Origin of the sequence: Arcticibacter pallidicorallinus (assembly GCF_003002875.1) — a bacterium.
Lineage (GTDB): Bacteria > Bacteroidota > Bacteroidia > Sphingobacteriales > Sphingobacteriaceae > Arcticibacter > Arcticibacter pallidicorallinus.
This window is the reverse complement of sequence record NZ_PVTH01000003.1, coordinates 35,474-51,232: the sequence shown is the minus strand read 5'-3', so window position 1 is coordinate 51,232 and position 15,759 is coordinate 35,474. Positions and strand designations below refer to the sequence as shown.

At 43.8% G+C, this 15,759-nt stretch carries 14 protein-coding genes; 10 read left to right on the top strand and 4 right to left on the bottom strand.

Features of this window, described 5'->3' with window-relative positions; genetic code table 11:
* Window positions 1–13 precede the first annotated feature (13 nt).
* Entirely contained in the window at window positions 14–1,537 is a 1,524-nt protein-coding gene (gene porM / locus B0I27_RS05175) for a type IX secretion system motor protein PorM/GldM (RefSeq protein ID WP_106292173.1), read from the top strand.
* A gap of 6 nt (window positions 1,538–1,543) precedes the next feature.
* Entirely contained in the window at window positions 1,544–2,416 is an 873-nt protein-coding gene (gene porN / locus B0I27_RS05170; protein ID WP_106292172.1) for a type IX secretion system ring subunit PorN/GldN, read from the top strand.
* On the opposite strand, the gene uvrC is transcribed toward porN, so the two are convergent.
* The 3 genes from uvrC to porW are packed head-to-tail and all read right to left on the bottom strand — an operon-like array spanning window position 2,408 to window position 9,103.
* Entirely contained in the window at window positions 2,408–4,234 is a 1,827-nt protein-coding gene (uvrC, locus tag B0I27_RS05165) for an excinuclease ABC subunit UvrC (protein ID WP_106292171.1), read from the bottom strand. The two genes, porN and uvrC, sit on opposite strands and share 9 nt — an antisense overlap.
* Before the next feature lie 11 nt (window positions 4,235–4,245).
* On the bottom strand, window positions 4,246–6,504 hold the full coding sequence (locus tag B0I27_RS05160; RefSeq protein ID WP_106292170.1) for a transglycosylase domain-containing protein: 2,259 nt from the start codon (window positions 6,502–6,504) through the stop codon (window positions 4,246–4,248).
* Window positions 6,505–6,508: 4 nt separating this feature from the next.
* A complete protein-coding gene (gene porW / locus B0I27_RS05155; protein WP_146133093.1) occupies window positions 6,509–9,103 on the bottom strand; it encodes a type IX secretion system periplasmic lipoprotein PorW/SprE in 2,595 nt (864 codons plus the stop codon).
* A 205-nt stretch (window positions 9,104–9,308) separates the two neighbouring features.
* Between porW and B0I27_RS05150 the strand changes: the two genes are divergently transcribed.
* The 8 genes from B0I27_RS05150 (at window position 9,309) to atpG (ending at window position 15,095) form a co-directional block, all read left to right on the top strand.
* On the top strand, window positions 9,309–9,551 hold the full coding sequence (locus B0I27_RS05150; protein WP_245925438.1) for an AtpZ/AtpI family protein: 243 nt from the start codon (window positions 9,309–9,311) through the stop codon (window positions 9,549–9,551).
* Window positions 9,548–9,922, top strand: coding sequence for a hypothetical protein (locus B0I27_RS05145; RefSeq protein WP_106292168.1), 375 nt, complete (start codon window positions 9,548–9,550; stop codon window positions 9,920–9,922). Before B0I27_RS05150 ends, B0I27_RS05145 begins: the two co-directional genes overlap by 4 nt.
* 20 nt (window positions 9,923–9,942) lie before the next feature.
* Entirely contained in the window at window positions 9,943–11,076 is a 1,134-nt protein-coding gene (gene atpB / locus B0I27_RS05140) for a F0F1 ATP synthase subunit A (RefSeq protein WP_106292167.1), read from the top strand.
* Between the two features lie 35 nt (window positions 11,077–11,111).
* The gene (atpE, locus tag B0I27_RS05135) at window positions 11,112–11,327 is read left to right on the top strand and encodes an ATP synthase F0 subunit C (RefSeq protein WP_106292165.1); all 216 of its coding nucleotides are present in this window, start codon (window positions 11,112–11,114) and stop codon (window positions 11,325–11,327) included.
* 88 nt (window positions 11,328–11,415) lie between these two features.
* Window positions 11,416–11,925, top strand: coding sequence for a F0F1 ATP synthase subunit B (gene atpF / locus B0I27_RS05130; protein WP_106292163.1), 510 nt, complete (start codon window positions 11,416–11,418; stop codon window positions 11,923–11,925).
* A gap of 25 nt (window positions 11,926–11,950) precedes the next feature.
* A complete protein-coding gene (atpH, locus tag B0I27_RS05125; protein WP_106292161.1) occupies window positions 11,951–12,496 on the top strand; it encodes an ATP synthase F1 subunit delta in 546 nt (181 codons plus the stop codon).
* Between the two features lie 70 nt (window positions 12,497–12,566).
* Window positions 12,567–14,141: a F0F1 ATP synthase subunit alpha gene (gene atpA / locus B0I27_RS05120; protein WP_106292159.1), complete on the top strand. Its 1,575-nt coding sequence runs from the start codon at window positions 12,567–12,569 to the stop codon at window positions 14,139–14,141.
* Window positions 14,142–14,204: 63 nt separating this feature from the next.
* Window positions 14,205–15,095, top strand: coding sequence for an ATP synthase F1 subunit gamma (atpG, locus tag B0I27_RS05115; RefSeq protein WP_106292157.1), 891 nt, complete (start codon window positions 14,205–14,207; stop codon window positions 15,093–15,095).
* A 70-nt stretch (window positions 15,096–15,165) separates the two neighbouring features.
* Here atpG and B0I27_RS05110 read toward each other — a convergent pair whose 3' ends face one another.
* Complete coding sequence (locus B0I27_RS05110; RefSeq protein ID WP_106292155.1) at window positions 15,166–15,621, bottom strand: hypothetical protein; 456 nt, start codon at window positions 15,619–15,621, stop codon at window positions 15,166–15,168.
* Window positions 15,622–15,759: the final 138 nt, after the last annotated feature.

Genomic DNA, 15,759 nt, shown 5'->3' with positions numbered 1-15,759 from the left:
AAGAATCAAATAGATGGCTGCAGGTAGAGAAACGACGAGACAGAAGATGATCAATATCATGTATTTGGTATTGCTCGCTATGCTCGCGTTGAATGTGTCAGATAGTATACTCAATGCATTTAAGAACATTAATGATAGTTTAGAAACGTCCCGATCAAACGTTAATACCAGTGTGACGCAACTATTTTCGTCATTCGAGGCTACCAAGCTAAAAGAGGAACCTGAGCGCGCGCGACCAATTTACGAGCGGGCTAAGCAGGCTCAGGCGGTATCGGAGGAGCTGAATGCGTACATTGAACAATTGAAAAAGGAATTTGTGACTGCGGGACAGGGTTATAGTGAAGATACAGGTGATCTTGTTCAGCGCGATAACACAGATATTTCTCCGGGAATCATGATCAATCAGAAGAAAGGGGCAGCCCTGAAAGCGAAAATCAATGAAACACGCGAAAAGCTGAGCAGCTTACTGGACGAGAAGGACAAAACAGGTCTCAATCTTGCCCTACAGGCAAACGACCCTGTAAAGGGACGTCGTAGCTGGGAAGATGTCAATTTTGGAGAAGGTACGCCTTTAACAGCTGCGATGACTATTCTGACTAAAATTCAGACCGATGCGAAGAATGCTGAAGCGGACGTGGTCAAGCGTATTCTTGGAAAGATGGATCAGGCGGTAGTTAATCTTGATAAGTTTGCAGCAGTTGCGGTTGCACCTACTTCGTACTTGATTCAGGGACAGCCTTATACTGCTGAAGTGTTTCTGACGGCTTATGACTCAAGGACAAGTCCATCAATCACCGTTGGAGGAGCGAATCTGCCCCTACGAGATGGGAAGGGAGTTTATTCGGTTCCAACGACAAGGGAGGGAGTATTCTCCTGGTCTGGAATCGTGAAGGTTAAGCAGACAGATGGAACGATAAAAGAATATCGTACTCCAGAACAGAAATATCAGGTTGCCCGGCCATCGGCAGTGGTCTCTCCTGATAAGATGAACGTATTTTATATCGGCGTGGCAAATCCTGTCTCTGTATCGGCGCCCGGTATTCCGAAAGAGAATCTGCGTGTAAGTATGCAGGGCGGTTCTATCAAAGGAGCTGGCGGCAAGTACATCGTCACAGTAAGTTCTCCGGGGCAGGCAAAGGTGTCTGTATCTGCAGAAGTTGCTCCGGGTAAGGTGCAGACAGTCGGAACCACCGATTTTCGCGTAAAGCGTATTCCTGATCCGGTAGCGAAGTTTGTTGGCAAAACGGGTGGCGTTGCAAGTTCTGTAGCGATAAAGTCTCAAAGTAAAGTCTTCGCGATGCTGGAGAACTTCGATTTTGACGCCCGGTTTGACGTGACACGCTTTACATTGATCATTGCCAAGCCAAGGGCGGACGCTGTTGTTTTAAGCACGACCGGGAATACTTTGAGTGCCGCGATGAAATCGGCCCTTGCAGGGATCGGTCCCGGCTCGAGAGTCATATTTGATAATATTATTGCGGTTGGTCCTGATGGTTCGCAACGGTCATTAAATTCTATTGCGTTAACAGCTAATTAAATTGAGATGAGAAGCTTATGCATGATTGGAATGTTCTCTTTGCTTGCTGCTGCAGCAAGCGCACAGAGTCCCAATTTAAACAATTCACAGACTCCCCAGGCAGTTGAAGTGGAAAGACCGGTGGATGGTTACTTCAAGCAGGCGAACATTGAAAGCGCCCGGGTGACCCCATATGCGAATGTCAGGGATGTTGATGTGATGTTTTCCAAACGTGTTTGGAGGGAGATCGATCTGCGTGAGAAAATGAATCACATCTATGCTTCACCTAAATCGCGGCTGATTGATGTGATCATGGAGGCTGTGCAGGCAGGTGAATTGACTGCTTATGATGCGGTAAGTACGAAATCAGATCCTAACGGAGACTCTTTTGGTACGATCCTGCCTCCGGGCCAGGCGATGGCAAAGTTTGCCGATAGCGTAGTAGTTCCTGAATTCAACGATATGGGTGAAGAAATTGGTTCGCACATGGAAAGCGGCGAATTTAATCCGGACAGCGTAACGAAATTTCAGATTAAGGAAGACTGGATATTTGATAAGCAACGATCGGTCTTCGAACCCCGCATCATTGGTATCGCTCCTATGGTGAAGATAAAGGCAGCAGGTCAGGATCTTGGTGAGCAGCCAGCGTTTTGGATCTATTTTCCTGAGGCCCGCCATATTTTTGTAACCAAAGCAGTGAGCACACGAAACAACGACGCGACGGGACTTAGCTACGACGATATATTTATGAAGCGTCTGTTTTCAAGCTATATCGTGAAGGAGTCGAATCCTGACGATTTACGAATTAAGGACTATGCATCAGGTATTGACCGTCTTTACGAGTCTGAGCGTGTCAAGAAAGAGCTTATGGACTATGAGCATGACCTTTGGTCATATTAGATCAGGACCAGGTTTATTTTTGTCTCCGGCAAAATAGCTAAGGAGGGATTCAGTTTGTTTTGTGTTCAAGACCGACCTGATTTCCTCCTTTGTTGCTTCACGGATTTTCTTTACTGATTTAAAGTGTAAAAGCAGCTTGTCGGCGCTCGTTTTACCAATGCCAGGGATGTTGCTCAGTTCCGTTACCAAGGTCCCCTTATCGCGTTTTAATCTGTGGAAGGTAATGCCGAAGCGGTGAGCTTCGTCGCGAAGTTGCTGAATGATTCGGAGTGTTTCCGATTTTTTGTCCAGATACAATGGATACTGATCGCCGGGATAGAATAATTCTTCCAGTCTTTTTGCGATACCAATTACCGTTAGTTGTTTTTCAATGCCAAGGAGCTTCAGGCTTTTCATAGCGGCAGAGAGCTGCCCTTTTCCGCCATCGATGATTACGAGCTGCGGAAGAGGCGTTTCTTCGTCCAGCATTCTTTTATAGCGTCTGTATACGGCCTCCTCCATCGTGGCAAAGTCATTGGGTCCTTCAACAGTTTTCACATTGAAGTGCCTGTAGTCCTTTTTTGAGGGCTTGGCATCCTTGAATACTACTATAGCCGATACTGGATATTTTCCCTGAAAGTTGGAGTTGTCGAAGCACTCAATATGTCGTGGTAGCTGATTCAGACGAAGATCTTTCATCATCTGGTTGAGCAATCTTTCCGTTCGTACCTCCGGATTGAGCTTTTCATACTGATCTATCTTGTCACGTTTGAAAAAGCTGACATTCTTTTGCGAGAGATCAAGTAATTTTCTTTTTTCGCCAAGTTTAGGCACCGTGAATTTCAGGGCAGGGTCATCCAGCTCCAATTCAAATGGCACAATGATTTCCCTGGAGGTACTATTGAAGCGGGTCCGGAATTCAGAGATTGCAATACTCAACAGATCTTCATCCGTTTCGTCAAGTCTCTTCTTAAGTTCAAGAGTCTGAGTCTGGATGACCGTTCCATTCATCACCTTTAGATAATTGACGAACGCGAGCTTTTCATCTGAGGCGATGCTAAACACATCGACATCAGATATGGAAGAGTTGACGATCGTGGATTTGCTCTGGTATTTCTCCAGGAGATCGTACTGGCGTTTAAGCTTATGAGCAAGTTCAAAGTTCAAGTCCATGGAAGCAGTTTCCAGTTGAGACTTCAAGCTTCGCACTACCTGGCCAATTTTTCCATTCAGGATGTCGCGTATGCTATCGATACTTTGGTTGTAGTCTTCCTCTGATTGGTAAGCTTGGCAAGGTCCCTTGCAATTACCGATCTGGTATTCGAGGCAAACTTTAAATTTGCCTGCAGCGATGTTTGGCTGGTTTAGAGGCAGATTGCAGGTTCTTAATGGATAGATTTCTTTGATGAGATCAAGGATGGTATGCATCATGCTGATCGAAGCATAAGGCCCAAAATATTTGGAACCATCCTTAATAATACGCCTTGTCCAGTAAATTCTAGGAAACGGTTCATTCTTGACAACGATCCAGGGATAGGTTTTGTCGTCTTTAAGGAGGACATTGTACCTTGGCTGATGTTTCTTTATCAGGCTGTTTTCTAGCAGCCAGGCATCTATTTCCGTATCAACGATCGTAAAGGTGATATCGGCAATCTTGCTGACCAATACTCTGGTTTTGGAATTGATGCGATAATTATCCTTATTAAAGTAAGAGCTAACCCTGTTTTTCAGGTTTTTTGCTTTCCCTATATAGATCAATTCGCCTGCGGCATCCCAATACTGGTAGACACCCGGTTTGGACGGGATCTTCTTCAGCGCCTCACGATAATCAAACTTCATTCTTTAGCACTTTATGGAGCCGGCTCAGTGACGGGAACTACAGGTTCAACAGCAGGTGCGGTCGTTGTTGTAGAGTCGCTACTTGGCTTTTTTGTATAAGCATCACAGTTCAAGGTTATGGTACTTCCCCCTTTTGGAGGTTCGAAATCTCCTTTGGTATATTTCAGCGTCGGATCTGCATACACTTTTTTCATATACAAGCCAAAGATTGGCAAGGCTGAGTTTGCTCCCCCGCCCTGGCTGGTGTTGGCAAAGTGGATAGCTCTGTCTTCAGCTCCTGTCCACACCCCGGTTACCAGCTGAGGGGTGATGCCGATAAACCATCCATCAGAATTGTTCTGCGTGGTTCCGGTCTTACCGCCGATTGGATTTGTCAGGTTATATCTCGTTCTCAGACGTCGGCCTGTACCTCTATCTACGACTTCTTTCAGCATATCTGTAATAGCGTATGCCGTCTGCGGGTTTAGGGCAACCACAACTCTCGCCTTTCTTTCATACAGGACATTTCCGTTCTTATCTTCAATGCGGGTCAGGTAGGTAGGCTCTGTCCAGATGCCCTGGTTGGCAAACGCTGAATAAGCACCTACCATGTCGTACACAGAGGCCTCGAAGCTTCCCAGGGAAATGGAGGGATAGGCAGGTACGTCGGTGGTAATACCCATCTTTTTTATCAGCGTGGAGACTGCTGTAGCGCCGACTTGCTTCATCAGGAATACGGTAACATAGTTCTGAGAGTATGCCAACGCAGTTTTTAATGAAATATAGCCGGGTATTGGTTTATAAGCTCGGGGTCTGTATCCTTCAATTTCTACCGGCTCATTGGGGGCCATATAGCAAGGAGAATATCCCTGATTCTCTATAGCGACAGCGTAGGTAAAAGGTTTTGCAGTAGAACCGACCTGGCGCGCACCCGTTTTTACCTGATCGTACTTGAAATGCTCAAAGCTTATTCCTCCTACCCATGCGCGGACAAATCCGGTATGCGGTTCCATGGACATCATGGAATTGCGGAGCAGCAGCTTGTAATATTTGATGGAGTCCATTGGGGTCATGGTTTTTTCTACCTCGCCATTCCAGGAGAAAATGGACATCTTTACGGGTGTGTTGAAGTTCTTCGTTATTTCCTCTTCAGAGATGCCTTCGTCTTTAAGCTGGCGGTAGCGGTCAGACCTCATCATGCCGATTTTAAGCAGTTTAGCAGCCTCGCCCATAAACGGGTTGCGATTCTTCCATTCCCTGTTGAAGTCAGTCTGGAGAGTCTTCATATATTCCCGCTGAGCCTGCTCGGCGTACTTCTGCATTCTGGCGTTGATTGTTGTGTAGATTTTCAATCCGTCGCGATCCAGATCATAGGGTGTGCCATCGGCTTTTACGATCTCTTGATCTTCAAAGATTTTTTGTATTTCTTTTTTTAGCACCGCCCTGAAGTAGGCTGCATATCCATCAAAGTGATGGGTAGCCTTGAAAGACAGAACAAGGGGCTTTTGTTTCAATTCTTCTGTTTCAGGGTCTGAGAGATATCCTGCCTTTCCCATGTTTTCAAGAACCGTATTTCTTCTGGCAAGAGACCGCTCCGGGTTACGTACAGGGTTATACCATGAGGGACCTTTCAGCATACCGATCAATACAGCAGCCTGCTCAGGATTTAACTTGTCGGGAGTCGTGTTGAAATAAGTCTGAGCAGCAGATTTAATGCCGAAACTGTTGTAAGATCCAAAGTCGACCGTGTTTAGATACATGGTGATGATCTCTTCTTTGGTATAATTTCTTTCGAGCTTTAATGCGATGATCCACTCTTTAAATTTGACAATTACAATGCTGAAGAATCCGTTGACACCCTCGCGCGGAAAAAGGTTTTTCGCCAGCTGCTGAGTGATCGTACTCGCACCTTGCTTATTTCCCATCAGGTTGTAAAAAACAATGGTGAAGATTCGTTTGAAGTCTATACCGGAGTGGCTGTAAAAGCGGATATCCTCTGTTGCAATAAGGGCGTTAATGACGTTTGGAGAGATCTCGTCATAACGGACGTTCGACCGGTTTTGAACAAAGTAGGAGCCGAGGACGACTCCGTCATCCGAGATGACGTCTGATGAGAGGTTGCTCTTCGGATTTTCAAGATCTCTGAAAGATGGTAGTTTGCCAAAAAGCCCGAGGCCGATACTAAATATAAGGATGATGCCGAAGGCGATAGCACCGATGACTATTTTCCAGAATGTTATGGTGTATTTAGTGATCTCCTGCTTTGTAAGTGAAGTCTTTTTTTGTGGCATATGATTACTTAATATTCTTAGTAGTATGTTCTATGTGCGATTGAATTTGCTCACGCGTATTCAATTGACCGAGCCCCTCCCCGGAAATAATAAAGGTGTTATACCTCTCCGCAGGTATCTTCATTATTTCTTTCATCATAGGAAGAATTCGGGCTTCATATGACACGGCTTCTTCCTTATCCTGGAAGGGACCTACAAATATCAGTTGATTTTCTTTATTCACCACTTTTAATTGATGTTTTATTGCAACTCCCGGGTATCTGGAACGGTTGAATTGCCCTATTGCAAACCGTGATGGGCTTAGATTTGCTGTTGCGCTGAGGATGTTTATCACGAAATAATGCGGTATAGGTGTACGGGGGGCTATAGCAGCTTCCGGCGATGGAGTAGCATGTTGAACATCGGCATGCATATCGGGTGTCTGGGGCAGCGGGTCGATTTTCCTGGTTTCAGGGAGTGTCTGGTCAATGGAAAGTTCTGTAGGGCTGTGTCCGGATGCGCTCTCTTCATCGACTAACAGGGCAACTGATCTTTGCGAAAAAGATTCTCTGTTTAATCTAATATATTCGATATGCTGTCGAACGAGTGGTGTTACAAGTGAGTCCTGGGAATATTTGGAGGTAAACGACAAAAGGGAATCTTCGAATGCGCGCGGGTTTTGATTATGCCCCATGGAGATGGTGTAGAAGTAGTCGAGTTGTGGGGCGAAAATATCTGATTCTTTGGTTTTACGTTCTTCTTCAACCTGCTTAATAACCTCTTCGAACTGTTTGTTGGCGAAAAGGTTGTAGATATTCGTGTAAGCTGCATCCGGGGAATTATCTTTAAGTGGAGACGAAGCATACCGGATTGTGCTGGCAATTTCAGATTCCGGATACTTTGTAAGAATGATTTGTTCGTATCTCCTGGCCGATGCGGAGTCGGTTTTACGTTTCATTAAGTACAAGCGATAATATGCGGGAAGAGCGTAACTCGTTTCTGAAAAACGACCCGCCAACTTTTCAAAGCTGGCAGAGGCCTGATAATCATCATGCAGTTTGTTAAGATAAAATACTCCGATTTCGTATACAGAGGCTGCGATTCGTTCGTTTGATGCTTTGATCGCATCTGGGCTGAGTGGAAGATTATTCAAGTAATCTTCAAATCTTCGAGTAGTTTCTGGATGGGTAGCAGTAGCTTCATTTCCTTGCGCAGCGTTTGCAGGTAATGGTATGAGTTCTGATGTTGAGGTTCCGGAGATCTCGTACCGCCAGCCGTCCTTCAGAAGTTTGCTTCCCCACTTCTCCCTGAACTCAAGAGCTCCCTGTCTTAGCGCTCTTGGATTGTTGAAATAGAAGAAGTCGGTCTGCCCGGGCTCTGTGTCTCTTTCCAGCAATATACTCGAAGTCAGATGTTCCGCTTCTTCCTCATTTCTTTTCCGGATTAGCTCTGTAATTGCTTGTTGCCGCCCATCTTCAGGCAGTTCCGCAATTCTTTGAAGAGCTTCTTCAAAATTTACCGCTTCGAATTTGTCCGCAAGATGACGGAGACTTTCCCCTTTTTTGTTGATGTCTGCATATCGGGGATGGGAAGGGGGAAGAGAAGCCAGACTGCTATCGTAGTATGAAAGTGCGGGTTTATAAAGTCCGCTTGTGAAATAGATATCGGCCAGGGAGTTGTAGGCAAGACCTTTCTGATCGCTATTTGGCAGGCTTGCCCTTACCGAGTTTTTATAGCTTATCAAGGCGTCTGTTGTCAGATGCCTCTGTTCCTGCACTTTTCCTATCATGTAAAGTATGCGGTCTTTAAAATCTACGTACAGGTCATTCTCTAAAAGTGTTTTCAATTGAGTAATGACATCAACATCCCTTTGATAGATTTCATTATGTATGGCCGACTGCTTTACATCTGCGTAGAAGTTCAGTACTGAAGGTGCGATGTTTTTTTTGAGCTTTTTATAGTTGCGTAAAGCCAGACTTTTCTTATTGTTCTTATCATGCAACTGAGCCAGTAGAAAGGTCCATCGTTGTTTGCCTGACCTCGGAGGTCTGGCAGAAAGCGTTTGGCTGAGGCTCAGTTCGGCCTCCTCGAATCTGTTTTGTGAAATTAGGATCTGCGTTTTTAATGCAAAAAGATCGGCCTTAGTATTTTCAGATATCCTGTCATACTTCAGTGCAGTGTCTAGCATTGCGGTCGCTCCCCGAACGTTGTTCAGGGACAGCAGGGCCCGCGCTTTGTTGATCCTCGCGCGCTGGGCTAAGTCCTGTTCGCCGGGAAAATTAGCGTAGACATAGGTGTAAAATTCCGCAGCATCGAAAAAGTTGCCTTTTAGAAAATTAGCTTCGGCAATCAGGAAGTATGCATCGTTCAGGAAATCGCTCTGCGCTTTACTATTGATAATTTTATTGGCCTTAAAAATTACAGAGTCCAGAAGCTGAGTGTCTGTATCGTTTCTTAGCTTCCTAAAAACCGGTAAAAGTTCGGTGTAATCGTCCGCAATAAAGACATCTTCCCTTTTTAAGTAATCATCCAGCAACCTTTCAGCATTATATAGGATATTAAACCGGGCCGTTACATTTTGCAAAGTCGGATTTTGGCTGGAAGCACACCCCGCAGCCATCAGCATCAGGAAGGAGAGCAAACAAGAAAGCAGAGAGGAACGGCGATTATCCAATTGGAGATATCATTTTGCGTAAGGAGCAATTTTACAATATTTTATCCAGAATCAGATTGTGGTGAGGCAATAAAAACAAAAGAGATTACGACGATAATAGGAAAATGATTTACTAATTTTGATCCCTAGTCGACAACCTAAAAGATCCAAGTTGAAGCCATCGGACGAAAAAGAAGATAAAGACAAAGGTAAAAGAGCATTGAACAGTTATGCCTACTATTCGGGTATGGGGTTTCAAATGATTGCGGTAATTGGGATATTTGCGTTCATCGGCTACCAGATTGATGAGGGCCGCGACAGTGGTACGCCTATATTTACAGCATTTCTTAGTCTTGTCGGGGTATGTGCTTCCATGTATTTGGTCATACGATCAGTAAACAAAAACAAAAATTGAGCATTAAAAAATTTCTATTTCAGTTCTGCGGAGTACTTATCGCCGCATCGGTTCTTGCATTGGCGTTAGATGCGTATTACTCTCTTCTTGTACCTCAATTCTGGTTGATCTTCGGCTTCCTCGCCGGCCTTACAATAGTAGCATATATAGCTTCGTACGCCGGAATCAAAACGGGAGGTGAATTGTCTGTTTATGTACTTATGGCCGCTATATTTATTAAACTGATAGTCAGTTTATTATTTGTGGTCATTTACCTTCAAAAACACCGGGTAAACGGTACATTCTTCGCCCTGGAGTTTTTTTCTTTATATTTCTTATTTACTGCCTTTGAAGTTAAATCATTGTTACTTAACTTGCGCCCACCAAAATAAATAGTAAAATCTCCAATTAGATGATCTCTACGCGTATTTTGAGTTCAGGAAAAGTTAGACTCTTTGTAGTTTGCGCTTTTTTTTTCACTCTCTTCAGTATTAGTCCCTCTTTAGTAGCTCAGCATCACACCAGTGACTCTGCAGCAAGTTCTACCGTCGAAAGCGATAGCCACATCCCAGGTGTTGAGCATGTAGAAAACAGTCATGGGGAAGAAAAGTTTGACCCTACCAAGGCTATCATGGAGCACATTGCTGACTCACATTATTGGCATTTGTGGGGACACACGTCGCTACCATTGCCGGTTATTATTATTACGGATAAAGGTGTGGAGGCTTTTTCGTCTGCAAAGTTTCACCATGGAGAGGATGCCTACGAGGGAACCCATTATACTTATAAGCTTATTGAAGATAAGTTGTTTGTTGTAGACGCACAAGGAAACGTTGACAAAGAGGCTTCATCAAAGATATACGACTTCTCGATTACAAAGAATATTGCATCTCTCTGGATCGCGGTTATTGTACTTATTTTGATCTTCACATCGGTATCATCTTCTTATAAGAAAAGACAAGGTAAGGCACCTAAGGGATTACAGTCTGTTATCGAGCCTTTCATTATGTTTGTAAGAGACGATATCGCTATTCCAAATATCGGCTACAAGTACGCTAAATTCATGCCTTTGTTGTTGACCATGTTCTTCTTTATCTGGATCAACAATTTGTTAGGATTGATTCCGATATTTCCGGGAGGAGCGAATGTAACGGGGAACATATTTCTGACATTTGTACTTTCATTCATTGTTTTGCTTGTTGTGAATCTGAATGGTAACAAGTACTACTGGAAGCATATTTTGCTACCTGATGTGCCATGGTGGTTGTATCCGATTATGATTCCTGTTGAGCTTATCGGTGTTATTTCCAAGCCGTTTGCATTGATGATCCGTCTTTATGCCAACATATCAGCCGGTCACATCATCATCTTGAGTTTAATATCCCTTATTTTCATTTTCAAGTCCCTGGCTATAGCGCCTGTATCGGTTGCGTTTGTATTGTTCATGAACGTACTCGAGCTTCTGGTAGCGTTTTTACAGGCCTTTATTTTTACGATGCTAACGGCCCTCTTCATTGGAACGGCGGTTGATGAGCATCACCATTAATTAGAAACTTTTTTTAAATTTTAATAAATACAATTATGGTAGGTTCAATTGCTGCAATAGGTGCAGGTTTAGCGGTAATCGGTGCAGGTATCGGTATTGGTCAGGTTGGTGGTAAAGCAATGGAAGGTATTGCTCGTCAGCCAGAAGCTGCTTCTAAAATTCAGACTGCTATGATCATCGCTGCAGCCCTTGTTGAAGGTGTTGCTTTGTTTGGTGTGGTAGTAGCTTTATTGGGTAACAATCCTCAATAAACAAGGGACTTCGGTCTAAGGACCGGAGATTAACGATTGGTTATTTTCCGGTCCTTGTATTTTGCAATCAAAAAAATATTGATAGAAAATGGGAGAATTATTTGAGGGAATACTTAATCACCACCTCGGTTTTGTAGTTTGGGCATCTGTAGCGTTCCTGCTACTGCTTATCATATTGAAAAAACTAGCGTGGCAGCCGATCCTTGGAATGATTTCAGAACGTGAGCGGTTCATCGAGAATGCACTTGCATCTGCTGAAAAAGCCAAGGAAGAGATGGCGCGCCTTACCAATGAGAACGAAAGTTTATTAAAAGAAGCACGTGCTGAGCGTGATTTGATTTTAAAAGAAGCGAAAGAATTAAAAGATAAGATTGTTGCTGAAGCCCGTACTAGTGCCCAAACTGAAGGTGCAAAGATGATAGAAAAGGCGAAGCAGGAAATCGATAGCCAGAAGGTTGCCGCTCTTAATGAAGTGAAGGATCAGGTTGCAACGCTTTCCATAGAAATCGCTGAAAAGATTCTTCGTAATCAGTTTGAAGACCGGAACAAGCAGCAAGCATTGGTTTCTGATCTATTAAAAGAAGTAAAGTTAAATTAATTAGCTTTCCAAATCATAACATAAGATGTCTGAAATACAAGTAGCATCAAGGTACGCAAATTCATTACTTGACCTGGCGCAGGAGAGAAATACACTTGACGCCATAAAGTCTGATCTGGAGTCTTTCTTAGCTGTTTTAAAGGCGACGCCTGAGTTAAAGGCTGTCTTGAGAAATCCGATTATTAGTCCGGATAAAAAATTCTCGATTGTTAAGGAAGTGTTCAGCCCATCCGTTAATGAGATTGTTATTCGCTTTTTCAAGATAGTGATCAGCAAAGGGCGTGCAGAAGTCCTGTATGAAACAGCCAAAGAGTTTGTAAACGGCTACAACAGGATCAATGGGGTGATAAAAGCTTCGATCGTATCAGCGATCCCGCTGACAGATGAAAATAAGGCCGAAGTGCAACGGGTAGTGGAGGAAGCAACACAAAAGAAGGTTTTGCTTAAGACACTTGTAGAACCTGACCTCATTGGTGGATTTGTGCTAACGGTTGGCGACAAGCAGTTTGATGCGAGTATTTCCAGCAGTTTAAGCAAACTCAAAAAAGAGTTCATACAAAAGGTGGTTTGATCCGATTGCAGACAAGTATTACAGGCATTATAATTAACAGAGTTAAAAACAAAATATTTAATATAAAACTATGGTAGAGGTAAGACCAGATGAAGTTTCGGCAATATTGCGTCAGCAATTGTCAGGCTTTAAATCAGAGGCTGAACTTGAAGAAGTAGGTACCGTATTGCAGGTGGGCGATGGTATTGCCCGGGTTTACGGACTAACCAAAGTTCAATCAGGTGAGCTGGTTGAATTTGACAATGGGTTACAAGGTGTTGTTTTGAACCTTGAAGAAGACAACGTGGGTGTTGTATTGCTTGGTGCATACGATGAGATAAAGGAAGGTGATACGATGAGGCGCACCAGAAGGATCGCTTCTATTCAAGTTGGAGATGGAATGCTTGGCCGTGTTGTTAATACATTAGGTCAGCCAATCGATGGAAAAGGACCTATCACAGGAAAGACCTATGAAATGCCAATTGAGCGTAAAGCTCCGGGTGTAATCTACCGTCAGCCTGTAACTGAGCCTCTTCAGACGGGTATCAAAGCTATCGACGCGATGATTCCTATCGGTCGCGGTCAGCGAGAGTTGGTTATCGGTGACCGTCAGACTGGTAAGACAGCTGTATGTATCGATACCATCATCAACCAAAAAGAATTCTACGAAGAAGGAAAGCCGGTATATTGTATTTACGTAGCTATTGGCCAGAAAAATTCAACTGTTGCAAATATCGTTCGTACCCTTGAGGAGAACGGTGCAATGGCTTACTCTATTGTTGTTGCCGCTTCTGCTGCTGATCCTGCTCCAATGCAGTTTTTCGCGCCATTTGCAGGTGCTGCAATCGGTGAATTCTTCCGTGATACAGGACGTCCGGCATTGATTATCTATGATGACTTGTCAAAACAAGCAGTAGCCTACCGTGAGGTATCGCTGTTACTTCGTCGTCCACCGGGCCGCGAGGCATATCCTGGTGACGTGTTCTATCTGCATAGCCGTCTATTGGAGCGTGCTGCTAAGATCAACTCATCTGATGCAATTGCAAGAGATATGAATGATCTCCCGGAATCTCTTAAAGATGTCGTAAAAGGTGGTGGTTCTTTAACTGCGCTTCCGATTATTGAAACTCAGGCAGGAGACGTATCGGCATATATCCCTACAAACGTTATTTCGATTACCGACGGTCAGATCTTCCTTGAGTCTAACTTGTTCAATGCGGGTGTGAGACCGGCGATCAACGTGGGTATTTCTGTGTCTCGTGTTGGAGGTAATGCGCAGATTAAGTCAATGAAGAAAGTTGCTGGTACCTTGAAGCTTGACCAGGCTCAGTATCGCGAGCTTGAGGCATTCTCTAAGTTTGGATCTGATCTTGATGCTGCTACGAAAGCGGTACTTGATAAAGGTGCGAGGAACGTTGAAATTTTGAAGCAAGGTCAGTTTTCACCAGTGTCTGTTGAAAAACAGGTAGCGATCATCTACGCCGGATCTAAAGGTCTGTTGCGTCAGGTGCCTGTGAACAAGGTGAAACAATTTGAAGCGGAATATACACAGCAACTGGAAGTAAGACACCCTGAGGTGTTGAAAAGCCTGAAGGCTGGAAAGTTCGATGATTCTATTACCGGAGTTCTTGAAACTGTAGCAAAAGAACTTGCTGCGAACTACTAGTTCGTGCTCTTAAGTTCAGAAGTACTTTTTGTTCTTCTGGACTTAAAGTTTAAATTTTAAAAAATGGCTAATTTAAAAGAAGTAAGAAACAGGATTGCGTCTGTAAGTTCAACTCAGCAGATTACAAAGGCCATGAAAATGGTATCTGCTGCTAAGCTTAAGCGGGCTACGAATGCAATTGTTCAGATGCGTCCTTATGCAACTAAATTAAAGGACATTCTGGGCAATTTATCTGCAAGTCTTGAGAACTCAAATTCTCCATTCATCCAGGAGCGTGAACCTGTTCGGGTGTTAATTGTTGTAGTATCTTCAAACAGAGGCCTAGCCGGAGCGTTTAATGCGAATGCTATCAAAACTGCCAATGTTCTCATTGCAGAGAAGTATGCTGAACAATTTCGCAATGGTAATGTAAGCATCTTAGCTATTGGAAAGAAAGGGCAGGATTTCTACGAACGCCGTAAATACAAAACGATTGGAAATCACTCCGAACTATTTGCAGATCTGTCATTCGCGAACGTTTCTACTGTAACGCAGTCTATCATGGACGGATTTGTTAACGGAGACTACGATCGTGTTGAAGTCGTTTACAATCAGTTCAAAAACGCAGCGATGCAGATTCTGACAGCAGAGCAGTTACTGCCATTGCCGAAGCCAGCTCCGACTGTTGGGAAGGGATCGGTGGGATCTAAAGTTGATTACATACTGGAACCCGTTCAGGAGGAGATTGTGAGCAGCTTGATTCCGAAGTCGATTAAGATTCAATTATATAAGGCAGTGCTTGATTCTCATGCTTCTGAGCATGGAGCGCGTATGACTGCAATGGATAAGGCTACAGATAACGCAGGAGAGCTTTTAAGATCACTAAAGTTATCGTATAATCAGGCCCGTCAGGCTGCTATTACAACAGAGCTTACAGAGATAGTAAGTGGTGCTGCAGCACTTTCAAACGGTTAATACGAGTATAATATTCATGAAAAAGGTCCCAGCGTGATGCGTTGGGACCTTTTTCATGGATAGACTTTTACTACTTGCGAATTTCAATTACCTCCACCCCGCTGCATTTTGGACACACGGGATTGCCATTGAGTGTTATCGATTGAACATTCAGTATTTTACAGCAGCCGCTTTTTACTAGTTTTGAACGGATGTCTATCTGATCTGGTGCGGAGTCTTTATATTTTACGGTAAATGTCTCCGTGCCTGAGGATAAAATGGTGACATACCTGTTGTTCAGTTCCGTGCTGTCTATTTTTAACGCCAGGTTTGAACTGTAGGCTGTGCTGGTGATAGTTAAGTCTGAAAGTTTGAAAGAGCTGTTTCTGCTAAGCAAATTGACATTGCTAACCTTATCAACGAGTTTTATTTTAAGTGTGACCACTGGAGCGATGCAGTCTGCTGCCTCACACAATGTATCGTCTATCCGGCAGCCGGATAAGGCCAAGCCGAGTATCAGAAATAAAAGAGATTTTTTCGCTATCATGGATCGTACTAAGAACCTGCAACTAGTTATAAACAGGACTATTAGTAATTTAATACGCAGATCATTGTATGAGTGCGACACTCGTCAGATCAAATATCATCCGCTAAACTTATTTTCCCTGGCGTTGTTAACACAGAA

Bases quoted from the DNA above. Each gene is read 5' to 3' on its own strand.
- porM (WP_106292173.1), top strand. From the start codon at position 14: ATGGCTGCAGGTAGAGAAACGACGAGACAGAAGATGATCAATATCATG.
- porN (WP_106292172.1), top strand. From the start codon at position 1,544: ATGAGAAGCTTATGCATGATTGGAATGTTCTCTTTGCTTGCTGCTGCA.
- uvrC (WP_106292171.1), bottom strand. From the start codon at position 4,234: ATGAAGTTTGATTATCGTGAGGCGCTGAAGAAGATCCCGTCCAAACCG.
- B0I27_RS05160 (WP_106292170.1), bottom strand. From the start codon at position 6,504: ATGCCACAAAAAAAGACTTCACTTACAAAGCAGGAGATCACTAAATAC.
- porW (WP_146133093.1), bottom strand. From the start codon at position 9,103: ATGGCTGCGGGGTGTGCTTCCAGCCAAAATCCGACTTTGCAAAATGTA.
- atpB (WP_106292167.1), top strand. From the start codon at position 9,943: ATGATCTCTACGCGTATTTTGAGTTCAGGAAAAGTTAGACTCTTTGTA.
- atpE (WP_106292165.1), top strand. From the start codon at position 11,112: ATGGTAGGTTCAATTGCTGCAATAGGTGCAGGTTTAGCGGTAATCGGT.
- atpF (WP_106292163.1), top strand. From the start codon at position 11,416: ATGGGAGAATTATTTGAGGGAATACTTAATCACCACCTCGGTTTTGTA.
- atpH (WP_106292161.1), top strand. From the start codon at position 11,951: ATGTCTGAAATACAAGTAGCATCAAGGTACGCAAATTCATTACTTGAC.
- atpA (WP_106292159.1), top strand. From the start codon at position 12,567: ATGGTAGAGGTAAGACCAGATGAAGTTTCGGCAATATTGCGTCAGCAA.
- atpG (WP_106292157.1), top strand. From the start codon at position 14,205: ATGGCTAATTTAAAAGAAGTAAGAAACAGGATTGCGTCTGTAAGTTCA.
- B0I27_RS05110 (WP_106292155.1), bottom strand. From the start codon at position 15,621: ATGATAGCGAAAAAATCTCTTTTATTTCTGATACTCGGCTTGGCCTTA.